The following is a 13,149-nucleotide window of genomic DNA, read 5'->3' on the forward strand; positions in this document are numbered from 1 at the left end:
ATCAGCCCAGGTTGTCCTGAATCACGCTCAACACTTTGCGCGCCACTTCTGCCGGCGCCACGGTGTTGATGTTTTTCTCGACGGTGACCTGGACGTTCTCGCCTACCTTGCTCAGGCGAACCTGATAACGCTCGGCACGGGCTTCAACTTCTTCCTTGCTCGGCGCGCTGCCGAACAGGCTGCTGAAGAAGCCAGGCTTCTCGTCTTTCTTCTCGGCTTTTTCGGAGAGATTGATGTAGTACAGGCCCAGGCTGCGGTTGATGTCTTCAACGCGCCATTCGCCCTGTTCCAGCGCACGACCAACGCTCGACCAGGCACGATCCAGGTCATTGCCGACGTTCAGAACCGGGTTGCCGCTGCCGTCTTCGCTCAGGCTGACACGACTCGGCGTATCGAAATCACGCGAAGCCAGCATGGAAACCGAACCGCCCTTTTCCGAGATGCGGCTCATGCTCGCGAGCATGTCGTCGACCAGTGCCGCGTCCAGGCCAGTGTTGACCGAACGGTTGGTGAAGGCCACGTCGGCGGTGCTGCCGGCAGGACGCTCGGCGCTGACCACGTAGATTTCGCTGGTGTTGCGCTGAACGCCCGGCTCGATACGCACTCGAACGCGGGTTTCGCTGTCGGTGCTGACGCCAGCGGAACTCAGGCGCTTGGCCATCGCTGCCGACAGTTCGTCGGAACGCTGCCAGGTGGTGGTGAATTCACCGGTTTGCGGCTTCTGTTCGTCCAGACGGAAACCGTTGTCCTGGAAGAACTGTATCGCCACTGGCCAGGCTTCGGCAGGTGGATTCTGGGCCAGGATCGAGCGCGAATCACCGCTCTTCTGCAGCGAGTAGGCGCTGGCGTCAGCCGATGCCGTCAGTGGCTGCGGACGCGGCACGATGTATTCGCCTTTGGCGGTGTCATCAGCCACGTTGCGCGGGATCGGCAGCAGCGGATCCAGACGCTTGGCGGTGCTGACATCCGTTGGCAGTTGCATAGGTGCAGTCTGTTGCGCTTCCAGGTAATCGCTACCACGGTCACGGAAATAACCTTCCGGGCCCCAGACCCATCCACAGCCACTGGTGCTGGAGATAATCAAGGCAAGTGCGGAAAGTCCGGCCAATCGCTTCATGCGTAGTGCTTCCTCAATTAAACCAGTACGCCGGACTGGCGCATGGCCTGCCGCAGCGGTTCGTGACAGGCAGCGCTGAGCCAAGTGAGCGGCAGACGGATACCGTCCGGCATCAGGCCCATTTCATGCAGCGCCCATTTCACGGGGATAGGGTTGGATTCGATAAACAGGGTTTTATTGAGCGGCATCAGCTTTTCGTGAATTGCGCGGGCCGTGACGGCGTCGCCTTTCAGGGCAGCGTTGCACAGGTCGCTCATGTCGCGTGGGGCGACGTTGGCGGTGACCGAGATGTTGCCTTTGCCGCCGAGCAGGATCAGCTCGACTGCGGTGGCGTCGTCACCGGACAGCACCAGGAAGTCTTTGCTGACGCCGTCGATGATGGCTTTGGCGCGGGCCAGGTCGCCGGTGGCTTCCTTGATGCCGATGATGTTTTTCACGGTCGACAGGCGGATCACGGTTTCGGTCAGCATGTCGCAGGCGGTACGGCCCGGCACGTTGTACAGGATCTGCGGGATGTCGACGGCTTCGGCGATGGCCTTGAAGTGCTGGTACAAGCCTTCCTGGGTCGGCTTGTTGTAGTACGGCGTCACCAGCAGGCAAGCATCGGCGCCGGCGGTCTTCGCATTGGTGGTCAGCTCGATGGCTTCGCGCGTCGAATTGGCGCCGGTACCGGCGATCACCGGAATGCGCCCTGCCACCTGCTTCACCACGTAACGAATCACTTCGATGTGCTCGTTCACGTCAAGGGTGGCCGATTCACCTGTAGTGCCGACGGCCACGATCGCGTGGGTGCCGTTCTGCAGGTGAAAGTCCACCAGTTTGCTCAGGCTGTCCCAGTCGAGACGACCTTGTGCATCCATGGGTGTGACCAGTGCCACCATACTGCCCGCAATCATGCAACCGCTCCTGCCGGAAAAAGAGAGCGGTAATGGTACTGGCGCCAAGATGCTTGTACAAGCAAAGTACTGCGCTGCTGCCATTCCCCTTGGCGCTGCTTTTCGCTACCCTTCAGGCTTTGATCGGTACTGATAAGCTCGCACGTCGGGTTTGAGCCTCCATTTTCGGCATCACAAGCCCCGATCCAGCGTTGCCACCCCTCGCTCCTGCCTTGATGGAGCACGTTGCAACCTTCGGCCCGGGTTTTTTGAATTCGCATCCGCAGGCTCGCCCCCGGTAGTAAAAGCCCGTAAAAGTATCGACCGCTCATCGCTTTAGGAATGCTGCATGTCCACCCCCACAGTTCGCGAACAATTCCTTGTCATCAGTGCCCTCGGCGCCAACCCCATGGAGCTGACTAACGTCCTGTGCCGCGCCAGCCATGAAAACCGCTGCGCCGTGGTCACTTCTCGCCTGACCCGTCATGGCGAGTGCAGCGCGTTGATCCTCGAAATCTCCGGCAGCTGGGACGCCTTGGCGCGCCTTGAAGGCAGTCTGCCAGGCCTTGCCAAGAAGCATGCATTCACCGTTAACGTGGTGCGCAGCGCGGCGCTGGAGAATCGTCCTCAGGCTTTGCCTTACGTCGCTTATGTCAGCTCGGCCTATCGCTCGGACATCATCAACGAGCTGTGCCAGTTCTTCATGGACCACAACGTCGAGCTGGAAAACCTGACCTGCGACACGTATCAGGCGCCGCAAACCGGCGGCACCATGCTCAACGCCACGTTTACCGTGACCTTGCCGGCCGGCGTGCAGATCAGCTGGTTGCGCGATCAGTTCCTGGATTTCGCCGACGCGCTGAACCTGGACGCACTGATCGAACCGTGGCGCCCACAAAACCCAATGTAAGGAAGCTTTCATGGCCGTTGCCATCGACCAACCGGTTGCCGACTTCGAAGCACCCGCCACCAATGGACAGACCGTCAGCCTCGCGGGCCTTAAAGGCAAGCAAGTGGTGATCTACTTCTATCCGAAGGACAGCACGCCGGGCTGCACCACTCAGGGCCAGGGCTTTCGCGATCAGCTTGACGCCTTTAAAGCGGCAAACACCGAAGTCTTCGGTGTTTCGCGTGACAGTCTGAAATCCCACGAGAACTTCAAGGCCAAGCAAGCGTTCACTTTCGAGCTGATCAGCGACAAGGAAGAAGCGCTCTGCCAGCTGTTTGATGTGATCAAGCTGAAGAAGCTGTATGGCAAGGAATACATGGGCGTTGATCGCAGCACATTCCTGATTGATAAGGACGGAGTGCTGCGTCAGGAATGGCGCGGTGTGAAGGTGCCGGGGCATGTGGATGCGGTGTTGGCGGCTGCACAGGCGTTGAACAAGGCCTGAGTTTTATCGTCGTCTGTTCGGACGCTATCGCGAGCAGGCTCGCTCCCACGGTTGACCGAGTTGGCCAGCCTGACGCGATCCGATGTGGGACCGGGCCTGCTCGGGAGCCGCCACCTGCCCCACTGCCTCATCCCGGCTGACTGCTAAAGCAACGGCGCCACCACCGGCTCCTTGCGCGGCCAGGCATCCAGCACAGCCTTGAACAGCGTCGCCAGCGGAATCGCAAAGAACACCCCCCAGAATCCCCACAACCCGCCAAACAACAGCACCGCACAGATAATCGCCACCGGATGCAAATTCACCGCCTCCGAAAACAGCAGCGGCACCAGCACATTCCCGTCCAGCGTCTGGATAATCCCGTAGACCGCCATCAGGTAAATGAACTGATCGCTCCAGCCCCATTGGAACAGCGCGATCAGCATGACCGGGACCGTCACCACCACTGCGCCGACGTAAGGCACCACCACCGACACCCCCACCAGCAATGCCAGCAACGCCGCGTAGTTGAGCCCCAGTACGACGAACCCGATGTAGGTCACACCGCCGCAGATGAAAATCTCGATGACTTTGCCGCGGATGTAATTGGCGATCTGTCGGTTCATTTCATGGGCTACACGGGTGATCAATGCCCGTTCACGCGGCAGGTAGCCGCGCACCCACTGACCGATCATCTCGCGGTCCTTGAGAAAGAAGAACACCAGGATCGGCACCAGCACCAGGTAGATCATGATGTTCACCAGCAGAGGCAGACTCGACAGCGAGAACGTCAGTGCCCACTGACCGAACTTTCCGATCTCGCCCCGCGCCACTTCGATGGCCTGCAACACCTGCTCGTCCGACACCAGGTGCGGATAGCGTTCGGGCAGCAGCAACAGCAGCGATTGCCACTTGGCCAGCATCCCGGGCAGTTCGTTGAACAGCGTGATCAACTGATGCCAGAGCAACGGCACCACGACAATAATGAACACCAGCAAAACGCCCATGAACAAGGCGAAGACCAACCCCACCGCGACCCCACCGGGCATGCGCAGGCGTTCGAGGGTAACGACCAGGCCCTGCATCAGATACGCCAGCACCATCCCGGCCAGCACTGGCGCGAGCATGCCGCCCAACGTCAGTACGGCGGTAAAGGCCAGAAACAGCAGCACCGCCAGCACCACGGCTTCTTCATCGGAAAAGTAGCGCTGAATCCAGTCGCGTAACACCTTGAACATCAATAATCCTTAGAAATGAACGCAGCAGGTTTCAGGCTTTTTTCAACCAGTAGCGGTAAACACCCGCCTCATCTTCTTCGCGAAGCAGCGTATGACCGGCCAATCGGGCAAAGGTGCGAAAGTCGCGCTGGGAACCCGCATCGGTGGCGATGACCTTGAGCACCGCGCCACTGGCCAGTCGATTCAGCTCCAGCTTGGCCTTGAGCAATGGCAGCGGGCAATTCAGGCCACTGGCATCCAGTTCGGCGTCATGGGTTACAGCATCGGTCATTGCATCGCTCCGGGTCAGGTGGTGGAGTTGCCTAGAATATCTGGTCCCAGGCCAAGTGTCCGGCTACAGTAAGGTCTTTGTCGACTAAGGCTTTGTGCATGACTTTTTTGCGCCCTACCCTGCTGACGCTCGCTTGCCTGCTCGCCTCACCGGGCTTCGCCGACGACTTGCCGTCACTCGGCGACGCCAGTTCTGCCATTGTCTCGCCGCAACAGGAATATCAACTGGGCCGTGCGTGGCTCGCGCTGTTGCGCAGCCAGGTCTCGCAGCTCAACGATCCGCAGCTCAAGGATTACGTCGAATCCAGCGTTTACCGCCTGGTGGAAACCAGCCAGGTCAATGACCGGCGCCTGGAGTTCATCCTGATCAACAGCCCGCAGCTCAACGCCTTTGCGGCGCCGGGCGGGATTGTCGGGGTCAACGGCGGTCTGTTCCTCAATGCGCAGACCGAGGGCGAATACGCTTCGGTACTGGCGCACGAATTGGCTCACTTGTCGCAACGCCACTTTGCCCGAGGCGTGGAAGCCCAGCAGCGCATGCAAGTGCCGATGATGGCGGCTCTGTTGGCCGGGATCGTCATTGCTGCTGCCGGTGCCGGTGATGCCGGGATCGCGGCGATTGCGGGCACTCAGGCGGCGGCGATTCAGGAGCAACGACGTTTCTCGCGCCAGAACGAACAGGAAGCCGACCGTATCGGCATCCTCAATCTGGAAAAGGCCGGTTATGACCCGCGGTCGATGCCGACCATGTTCGAGCGGTTGATGCGTCAATACCGCTTTGACGCCAAGCCACCAGAATTCCTGCTGACTCACCCGGTGACCGAATCGCGGATCGCCGACACCCGCAACCGCGCCGAACAGGCCAAAGCGGGCGGCGTCGAAGACACCATGCGCTATCAGCTGATTCGTGCACGCGTTCAGCTGGTCTATGAAGAAACCCCAGGCTTGGGCGCCAAGCGCTTTCGCGCGCAGCTCGACGAGAACCCGAAAAATGACGTCGCTCGTTATGGCCTGGCAATCGCCCAGATCAAGGGCGGCCAGTTGAATGAAGCTCGTGAGAACCTCAAGCTGCTGCTGGCCAAATCACCGAACGAGATCATCTACAACCTGGCGCAGGTCGACCTGGATATCACCAACAATCGCCTGCCCGATGCTCAAGCACGGGTTGACCGGATGCTCACCCAGTACCCTGGCAACTATCCATTGAACCAGGTGCGTGTCGATCTGTTGTTGAAACAAAACCGCGCCGCCGATGCGGAAAAGGCGCTCGAAGGCCTGCTGAAATCGCGCCCGGACGATCCGGACGTGTGGTATCAGGTGGCCGAGACTCGCGGCCTGTCAGGCAACATCATCGGTCTGCATCAGGCTCGCGCGGAGTACTTCGCCCTGGTTGGCGACTATCGCCAGGCCATTCAGCAACTGGACTTCGCCAAGCGCAAGGCCGGCACCAACTTCCCGTTGTCGTCGCGTATCGACGCCCGGCAACGTGAGTTGATGGAGCAGGAACGGATGGTCAAGGACATGATGGGCTGACCTGCTTGCGGAACATAAAACGCAGACACAAAAAAACCGCCTCTTTCGAGGCGGTTTTTCATTCAGCCGACAACCGGTTTATTCAGCCAGTTTGAAGGTGATGAAGCTGGCACGACCTTGACGCAGAACTCGCATGGACACCGATCGATTCTTCGGCAGTGCCTTGGCGATTTCAGCGAACTCCTTGCTATCGTTGATTGCCTGGTTGTTCAGGTGAGTGATCACATCATTTGGCTGCAAGCCGATGAGCGATGCAGGACCGTCCTGAACTTCCTTGATCACCACACCACCTTTGAGGTCGTAGGCTTTCTTCTGCTCAGCAGTCAGATCGGCGACGGCGACGCCCAGACGATTGCTGTTGGTTTCAACACCGGACTTGAGTTTCGAGTCCAGCTCTTTACCTTCGTCAGGGATCGCGCCGACCGTCAGTTCGACATTCTTGCGCTTGCCGTCGCGGATCACTTCAAGGTTGGCCTTCGCGCCTTCCTTGAGTGCGCCCACCAGGTGCGGCAGATCGGCAGACATAACGATTGGCTGACCGTTCATGCTCAGGATCACGTCGCCGACTTGCAGATCACCCTTGGCAGCCGGGCCATCTTCCTGGATCTGAGCCACCAGCGCACCGGCCGGCTTCTCAAGACCGAACGACTCGGCCAGATCCTTGCTCACTTCCTGGATCACCACACCCAACCAGCCACGGCTGACTTTACCGCCACTTTTCAGCTGGTTGGATACGTCCAGGGCCACGTCGATAGGGATCGCGAACGATACGCCCATGAAGCCACCGGAGCGGGTGTAGATCTGCGAGTTGATCCCGACCACTTCACCGGCCAGGTTGAACAGCGGACCACCCGAGTTACCCGGGTTGATGGGCACGTCGGTCTGGATGAACGGCACATAATTTTCGTTCGGCAGGCTACGACCGACAGCGCTGACGATGCCTTGGGTCACGGTATGGTCGAAGCCGAACGGCGAGCCGATCGCTACGACCCATTGGCCGGCCTTCAGGTCCTGGGATTTACCCAGTTTCAGGACTGGCAGGTCCTTGCCTTCGATTTTCAGCAGCGCCACATCGGAACGTGGGTCGGTGCCTATCAGCTTGGCTTTCAACTCACTGCGGTCGGAGAGACGAACGAGAATTTCGTCGGCATCGGCGATCACGTGGTTGTTGGTCAGGATGTAGCCGTCCGGCGAGATGATAAAGCCCGAGCCCAGGGACTGCGCTTCACGCTGGCGATCACCGCGAGGCGAGCGCGGTTGCGGCATGCCCCGTTCGAAAAAATCGCGCAGCGCGGGTGGCAGGCCTTCAAGGTCGGGCATCTGGTCAGACACTCTGCGGTCCGGCAGCTTTTGCGTGGTACTGATGTTCACCACCGCGGGCGAGGCCTGCTCGACCAACTGGGTAAAGTCAGGCAATTCAACTGCTTGAGCAGTGACCGCCTGACCGAGCACCAGCACGGTGGCGAAAATGGACAGATAAGACTTCAAGCGTGGTATCGACATACGGCTCCCGTTACGACGAGCATGGTTAAGCGATATGGAGCAAGGAACACCGGGAAAGATACGCCGGTATTTTTGTTCCGGGAACAACAAAACAAGGCCAGAGCCGTGAGGCTCTGACCTATAGAAAAATTCAGGTTTTTTTGCAAATTGAAATGCTCACCAAACATTTCGATATCAGCTCACTACTTGGTTGCAGTGGCATCGGAGCGCATGGACAGCGCAATCCGTTCAGCAGTACCTATTGGAATCTCACCGACCACGGTCACCATCATCTCGCCTTGAGGGGTCGTCAAGCGCCGAGAAACAGCAACGGTTGGGCCTAACTGGGTGCGGGTGTCGGTAACGGTGGCACCATTCAACGGCTCAAGGAACACCGAAAACCGCGCCAGACCATCGTCGTACATCAGACTGGTGACCTGGGTTTTGGTCTCCGTATCTTTATGGGTGCTGCTGCTGGTCAGCTCGAAACCGGGCGGGAGCCAGTCCGAATGCCAGACTTGGGCGGCCTTGACGGCGGAAGCCTTGTCGCTGTCGAGTTTGACCACCTTGCAATCCTCGCCTGCCTGCAAGTCGCGGTCAGACGGCACGTTGTCGGTATTCAGCTGGGTGAACTGGAAACGCTCAAGCAACTGCCCTTTGTCATTCAGTAGCAATGACTTCAACGGCAAGCCGGTTTCCTTATCAAGGTGCAGCTCAAAACCGTAGCGATGCTGGTCACGTGGCTTCAATGAAATAATCACTGCCGCACGCCCAGCCACACGCGACTTGCCAATGACGGCAAGCTCATACCAATTCTTCAACTTTTGTGGATCGAGTGCACGAGCAGCGGAGTTGGGAGAGTCCCCAAGCCCTGCTATCAGGACGCCGCTGACGCATTGAGTATGCCCATCAATGCGAACGACTTCCTGTGCTGAGCCGTCGAGCTGCAGTAAACGCTCACGGACCTTGCCATCCTGGACACGGTGCCAGATGTTATGGGTAGAAAAGCTACCGTTACGCTCGTAAACGAAAGTGCCGTAAAAGCTTTGCTGTTGCTCGGCCTGACCAAGACGGGTCAACCAGTCCTGGGCTTCATCGGCGTGGGCTGGAACAATGAACCAGCCACCGAGCAGAAGCGAAAGTAGAGGTATGGCGCGCATGATCCTCCTTAACGGTTTTCCAGGCTTGCTGCACGAGCGTAAGGCAGAGCGCTCTCAGTACCTTTCAGTGCAGCCTGTTGAGCATGTTGGCGCAAGTAGCCTGGCAGACGCTGATCGTGCCAGCCTGGTTGACCTTGCAATACGCCGTTGGCCATAGGGCCAGTGGCTTCCGAACTCTCATTGTAGCCTGCCAATACAGCTGGACCCTTGACCTGAGGAACGGCCAGACCCGGTTGACTGGATTGCTGGGCAAGTTCGACACCCGCGATCTCGTCCTGGTTGTACAAACGCACACCTGCCAGTACGGCAACGGTCACCGAAGCAGCGACAGCCAGTCGACCCAGGCTGCGCCATGGACCACGGGAGGCTTTTGCCGGTACGGCTTCGTCGGCCAAAGCAGCAGAAACTGCCGCGGCGATGTCCAGACGAGGAAGCAGCAGATCCTTGTGCATAACTGCCCGAGCGATTTGATAACGAGCCCAGGTTTCACGGGTTTCTACATCGTCAAAGGCATTTAATACCCGACGCAATTCCAGTTCGTCCGCTTCGTTATCCATCACTGCGGACAGCGATTCCTGCAGGGCTTCACGACTCATGGCGTTCCTCTCTTGGCTATCGCCGCTGTCTCAGTTTTCCTGCAACAACGGCTGCAGGGCTTTATCGATGGCCTCCCGAGCGCGGAATATCCGGGAGCGCACGGTACCCACCGGACATTGCATGACTGCCGCAATGTCCTCGTAACTCAGACCATCGAATTCACGTAAAGTTAAAGCTGTACGCAAATCTTCTGGCAGTTGCTGAATGGTTCGATGGACGGTGCCTTCGATCTCATCCCGCAGCAATGCACGCTCTGGCGACTCGAGATCCTTGAGGCCATGATCGCCATCGTAGAACTCTGCATCTTCGGAACTGACATCGCTATCCGGCGGCCGGCGGCCGCGTGAAACCAGATAATTCTTCGCCGTGTTGATGGCGATGCGGTAAAGCCACGTATAAAACGCGCTATCTCCGCGAAAGTTTCCAAGTGCGCGGTAGGCCTTGATAAAGGCTTCCTGTGCCACATCCTGGGCTTCATGGGTGTCGTGCACGAAACGCACGATCAACCCGAGAATTTTGTGCTGGTATTTCAGCACTAGCAGATCGAAAGCCCGCTTGTCGCCGCGTTGAACGCGCTCGACGAGCTGCTGATCCTCTTCCTGGGTTAGCATGAACACTCCTCGATAAGCTCGGAGGAGGCTTGCATAACTAAACGACCAGACTTGCAAACATAGACTCGGGCTTTTCGCAAAAGTTCTCCCCCTCCAAGCAAGTTTCCTGCGGGCTCTGTTTTGGCACGCACGAAAAGCGCAGCTCGGCATGACCCGGCTGCGCGAATAATCTTGTCATCGGATTCACTGGCCAGGACCAAAACGCAAGTCCCCCTCCTGAAACCGACACTGTCCTTCTTTTCAGGCACCGTCTATTGATCTTGGGCCTTTGGCAAAAGTTCCAAATATTTATAGCCGGGCGAAAGCGACATTGTGCAACCCTGGACAGAAAAAGACTGTTAAATCGTTGATACAGTCACCTTGTCGCCGAACCGGCCGAAAAATCATCCGACGAAGCGTCAGGTATTTTCCGTCACAGTAGTTTCACAATGCCATATGCGCTCGGGTATTGTGCCGCTCCCCCCTCTATATACTAGTGGGCTGTGTGGCTGCCTTGACTCGCCGTTCCACGAGTCTTGCGCCAACCCCGACCCGGGTCGCTTTGAGCGGAATCCTGAAATGAGCCAACAGTTTCAACACGATGTTCTGGTCATTGGCAGCGGCGCTGCCGGTTTGAGCCTTGCGCTGACCTTGCCCGGTCATTTGCGCATTGCCGTACTGAGTAAAGGCGACCTCGCCAACGGCTCGACTTTCTGGGCCCAGGGCGGCGTTGCTGCCGTTCTGGACGACACCGATACTGTCGAATCCCACGTCGATGACACCCTCAATGCCGGCGGTGGCCTCTGCCACGAAGACGCCGTGCGCTTTACCGTCGAGCACAGTAAAGAAGCCATCCAGTGGCTGATCGATCAAGGCGTACCGTTTACCCGCGATGAACAATCCGGCACTGAAGACGGTGGATTCGAGTTTCACCTGACCCGGGAAGGCGGTCACAGCCATCGGCGCATTATTCATGCGGCCGATGCCACCGGCGCGGCGATCTTCAAAACCCTGCTCGCCCAGGCCAGACTCAGACCGAATATCGAACTGATGGAACAGCGGGTCGCCATCGACCTGATCACCGAAAAACGCCTGGGCCTGGAAGGCGATCGCTGCCTGGGTGCTTACGTGCTGAATCGCAGCACCGGCGAAGTCGACACGTACGGTGCACGATTCGTCATCCTGGCATCCGGCGGCGCAGCCAAGGTCTACCTCTACACCAGCAACCCCGACGGCGCCTGCGGTGACGGCATTGCCATGGCATGGCGTTCCGGCTGCCGGGTGGCCAACCTGGAGTTCAATCAGTTCCACCCGACCTGCCTTTATCACCCGCAAGCCAAGAGTTTCCTGATCACTGAAGCCCTGCGCGGCGAAGGCGCACACCTGAAGCTGCCCAACGGCGAACGCTTCATGCAGCGTTTCGACCCGCGTGCCGAACTCGCGCCCCGGGACATCGTCGCCCGTGCCATCGACCATGAGATGAAGCGCCTGGGTGTCGACTGCGTCTATCTGGACATCAGCCACAAGCCAGAAGCGTTCATCAAGACTCACTTCCCGACGGTGTATGAACGCTGCCTCGAGTTTTCCATCGACATCACCAAACAACCGATCCCGGTGGTTCCGGCGGCGCACTACACGTGCGGCGGTGTGATGGTCGATCAGCACGGTCGCACCGACGTGCCGGGGCTGTATGCCATTGGCGAAACCAGTTTCACCGGCCTGCACGGTGCCAACCGCATGGCCAGCAACTCGCTGCTGGAGTGTTTTGTCTATGCCCGTTCGGCCGCGGCGGACATTCTGGAACAGCTGCCGCAGGTGTCGGTTCCGATCGCCCTGCCCGTCTGGGATGCCAGTCAGGTCACCGACTCCGACGAAGACGTGATCATTGCGCACAACTGGGATGAACTGCGGCGATTCATGTGGGACTACGTAGGCATCGTGCGCACCAACAAGCGCTTGCAACGCGCGCAGCACCGCGTGCGGCTGTTGCTGGACGAGATCGACGAGTTCTACAGCAACTACAAGGTCAGTCGCGATTTGATCGAGTTGCGCAACCTGGCCCAGGTGGCGGAGCTGATGATTCGGTCAGCCATGGAGCGCAAGGAAAGTCGCGGCCTGCATTACACCCTCGACTACCCGAACATGCTACCCGTTGCGCTGGACACTATTCTGGTGCCGCCCACCTACGTCGACTGAATGTAAGCCTGACCCGCAGGCGCCGGTGCACATCCGCCGCCTGCGAGTCGTGGGGAACGCAGATTGATCTGACTCGCCGCTCGCCTCGCAGTCGAAAACGCAGCACCACCATCAGCGGTAACGCCAGGCTGTCCGGCCTTAGCTGCACGGGCTGCCAACCTGAGGCCTGATTCCACAACTGCCAGCCGTCGGCATCGCGCCGCAAACCGCGAAATGCCTGTGGATGCGTAAGCAAAATCAGGCGTGGCAGCAGCCAGATTCCGTGAACCACACACAGCGTCATGCCGAGCAGACTGGCCCAGAGCGGTAAGGAGAGCAGAAACAAAGAACCCAGCGCGAACAGCTGGGCCATAAGATACGCCGCCAGCAACTGCCGTGAGGCATGCCAGCGGCATTCGAACGCATTACTTGGGCTGGACACGATCCAGGATCATGCGAACCATGCGCTGAAGCTCCGGATCTTCCGATTCGGCGCGTTCCATGAACCAGCCGAACATGTCCTGGTCTTCGCATTCAAGCAGATTGCGGTAGCACTCGCGATCTTTCTGGTTGAGGTGCGGGTAGACCTCCTTAACGAACGGCACCAGCAACACGTCAAGCTCAAGCATGCCGCGGCGGCTGTGCCAGTAGAGGCGATTCAGTTCAACATCTTCGACCATGGAGCGCTCCTCAAATAGGCGGCAAGTATACAGCCCCGGCCCCGGTCGAACACTCGGCTTTG

The 13,149-nt window shown here is 58.7% G+C and carries 14 protein-coding genes; 4 read left to right on the forward strand and 10 right to left on the reverse strand.

Features of this window, described 5'->3' with window-relative positions; translation table 11 throughout:
* Position 1: 1 nt before the first annotated feature.
* Both bamC and dapA read right to left on the reverse strand, forming a co-directional pair.
* The gene (gene bamC, locus AB4N91_RS19560) at positions 2-1,117 is read right to left on the reverse strand and encodes an outer membrane protein assembly factor BamC (protein ID WP_077749619.1); all 1,116 of its coding nucleotides are present in this window, start codon (positions 1,115-1,117) and stop codon (positions 2-4) included.
* Positions 1,118-1,134: 17 nt separating this feature from the next.
* Complete coding sequence (gene dapA / locus AB4N91_RS19565) at positions 1,135-2,013, reverse strand: 4-hydroxy-tetrahydrodipicolinate synthase (protein ID WP_010462253.1); 879 nt, start codon at positions 2,011-2,013, stop codon at positions 1,135-1,137.
* 328 nt (positions 2,014-2,341) lie between these two features.
* Here dapA and AB4N91_RS19570 point away from each other — a divergent pair, with 328 nt between their 5' ends.
* A complete protein-coding gene (locus AB4N91_RS19570) occupies positions 2,342-2,902 on the forward strand; it encodes a glycine cleavage system transcriptional repressor (protein WP_010462255.1) in 561 nt (186 codons plus the stop codon).
* A 10-nt stretch (positions 2,903-2,912) separates the two neighbouring features.
* The gene (locus tag AB4N91_RS19575) at positions 2,913-3,386 is read left to right on the forward strand and encodes a peroxiredoxin (protein WP_010462257.1); all 474 of its coding nucleotides are present in this window, start codon (positions 2,913-2,915) and stop codon (positions 3,384-3,386) included.
* A 143-nt stretch (positions 3,387-3,529) separates the two neighbouring features.
* Here the strand turns inward: AB4N91_RS19575 and AB4N91_RS19580 are convergent, their stop codons facing one another.
* Positions 3,530-4,600, reverse strand: coding sequence for an AI-2E family transporter (locus tag AB4N91_RS19580; protein WP_010462259.1), 1,071 nt, complete (start codon positions 4,598-4,600; stop codon positions 3,530-3,532).
* Positions 4,601-4,631: 31 nt separating this feature from the next.
* Positions 4,632-4,871 (reverse strand): sulfurtransferase TusA family protein, encoded by a 240-nt coding sequence (locus tag AB4N91_RS19585; protein ID WP_007898654.1) that lies wholly within the window; start codon positions 4,869-4,871, stop codon positions 4,632-4,634.
* A 98-nt stretch (positions 4,872-4,969) separates the two neighbouring features.
* Here AB4N91_RS19585 and AB4N91_RS19590 point away from each other — a divergent pair, with 98 nt between their 5' ends.
* Entirely contained in the window at positions 4,970-6,403 is a 1,434-nt protein-coding gene (locus AB4N91_RS19590; RefSeq protein WP_154913807.1) for a M48 family metalloprotease, read from the forward strand.
* A gap of 78 nt (positions 6,404-6,481) precedes the next feature.
* Here the strand turns inward: AB4N91_RS19590 and AB4N91_RS19595 are convergent, their stop codons facing one another.
* The 4 genes from AB4N91_RS19595 to rpoE form a co-directional block, all read right to left on the reverse strand.
* Positions 6,482-7,906: a DegQ family serine endoprotease gene (locus tag AB4N91_RS19595; protein ID WP_010462264.1), complete on the reverse strand. Its 1,425-nt coding sequence runs from the start codon at positions 7,904-7,906 to the stop codon at positions 6,482-6,484.
* Positions 7,907-8,088: 182 nt separating this feature from the next.
* Positions 8,089-9,045 (reverse strand): MucB/RseB C-terminal domain-containing protein, encoded by a 957-nt coding sequence (locus AB4N91_RS19600; protein WP_010462266.1) that lies wholly within the window; start codon positions 9,043-9,045, stop codon positions 8,089-8,091.
* An 8-nt stretch (positions 9,046-9,053) separates the two neighbouring features.
* Positions 9,054-9,641, reverse strand: a complete 588-nt coding sequence (locus AB4N91_RS19605; protein WP_077749615.1) for a sigma-E factor negative regulatory protein — start codon at positions 9,639-9,641, stop codon at positions 9,054-9,056.
* A gap of 30 nt (positions 9,642-9,671) precedes the next feature.
* Positions 9,672-10,253: an RNA polymerase sigma factor RpoE gene (gene rpoE / locus AB4N91_RS19610; RefSeq protein WP_007944079.1), complete on the reverse strand. Its 582-nt coding sequence runs from the start codon at positions 10,251-10,253 to the stop codon at positions 9,672-9,674.
* A 558-nt stretch (positions 10,254-10,811) separates the two neighbouring features.
* On the opposite strand from rpoE, the gene nadB reads away from it, so the two are divergent.
* Entirely contained in the window at positions 10,812-12,428 is a 1,617-nt protein-coding gene (gene nadB, locus AB4N91_RS19615; RefSeq protein WP_010462271.1) for an L-aspartate oxidase, read from the forward strand.
* Here the strand turns inward: nadB and AB4N91_RS19620 are convergent.
* Complete coding sequence (locus tag AB4N91_RS19620; protein WP_077749614.1) at positions 12,397-12,849, reverse strand: protein YgfX; 453 nt, start codon at positions 12,847-12,849, stop codon at positions 12,397-12,399. The genes nadB and AB4N91_RS19620 overlap by 32 nt on opposite strands.
* Complete coding sequence (locus AB4N91_RS19625; protein ID WP_010462275.1) at positions 12,833-13,087, reverse strand: FAD assembly factor SdhE; 255 nt, start codon at positions 13,085-13,087, stop codon at positions 12,833-12,835. The genes AB4N91_RS19620 and AB4N91_RS19625 overlap by 17 nt, the downstream gene beginning before the upstream one ends.
* Positions 13,088-13,149 lie beyond the last annotated feature (62 nt).

The organism is Pseudomonas sp. H3_D04, from assembly GCF_054669175.1.

What these genes read in the sequence shown, in the direction of transcription:
- AB4N91_RS19575 (WP_010462257.1), top strand. Translation starts at nt 2,913, where the DNA reads ATGGCCGTTGCCATCGACCAACCGGTTGCCGACTTCGAAGCACCCGCC.
- AB4N91_RS19570 (WP_010462255.1), top strand. Translation starts at nt 2,342, where the DNA reads ATGTCCACCCCCACAGTTCGCGAACAATTCCTTGTCATCAGTGCCCTC.
- rpoE (WP_007944079.1), bottom strand. Translation starts at nt 10,253, where the DNA reads ATGCTAACCCAGGAAGAGGATCAGCAGCTCGTCGAGCGCGTTCAACGC.
- AB4N91_RS19605 (WP_077749615.1), bottom strand. Translation starts at nt 9,641, where the DNA reads ATGAGTCGTGAAGCCCTGCAGGAATCGCTGTCCGCAGTGATGGATAAC.
- AB4N91_RS19580 (WP_010462259.1), bottom strand. Translation starts at nt 4,600, where the DNA reads ATGTTCAAGGTGTTACGCGACTGGATTCAGCGCTACTTTTCCGATGAA.
- AB4N91_RS19625 (WP_010462275.1), bottom strand. Translation starts at nt 13,087, where the DNA reads ATGGTCGAAGATGTTGAACTGAATCGCCTCTACTGGCACAGCCGCCGC.
- AB4N91_RS19590 (WP_154913807.1), top strand. Translation starts at nt 4,970, where the DNA reads ATGACTTTTTTGCGCCCTACCCTGCTGACGCTCGCTTGCCTGCTCGCC.
- AB4N91_RS19595 (WP_010462264.1), bottom strand. Translation starts at nt 7,906, where the DNA reads ATGTCGATACCACGCTTGAAGTCTTATCTGTCCATTTTCGCCACCGTG.
- AB4N91_RS19600 (WP_010462266.1), bottom strand. Translation starts at nt 9,045, where the DNA reads ATGCGCGCCATACCTCTACTTTCGCTTCTGCTCGGTGGCTGGTTCATT.
- dapA (WP_010462253.1), bottom strand. Translation starts at nt 2,013, where the DNA reads ATGATTGCGGGCAGTATGGTGGCACTGGTCACACCCATGGATGCACAA.
- bamC (WP_077749619.1), bottom strand. Translation starts at nt 1,117, where the DNA reads ATGAAGCGATTGGCCGGACTTTCCGCACTTGCCTTGATTATCTCCAGC.
- AB4N91_RS19585 (WP_007898654.1), bottom strand. Translation starts at nt 4,871, where the DNA reads ATGACCGATGCTGTAACCCATGACGCCGAACTGGATGCCAGTGGCCTG.
- nadB (WP_010462271.1), top strand. Translation starts at nt 10,812, where the DNA reads ATGAGCCAACAGTTTCAACACGATGTTCTGGTCATTGGCAGCGGCGCT.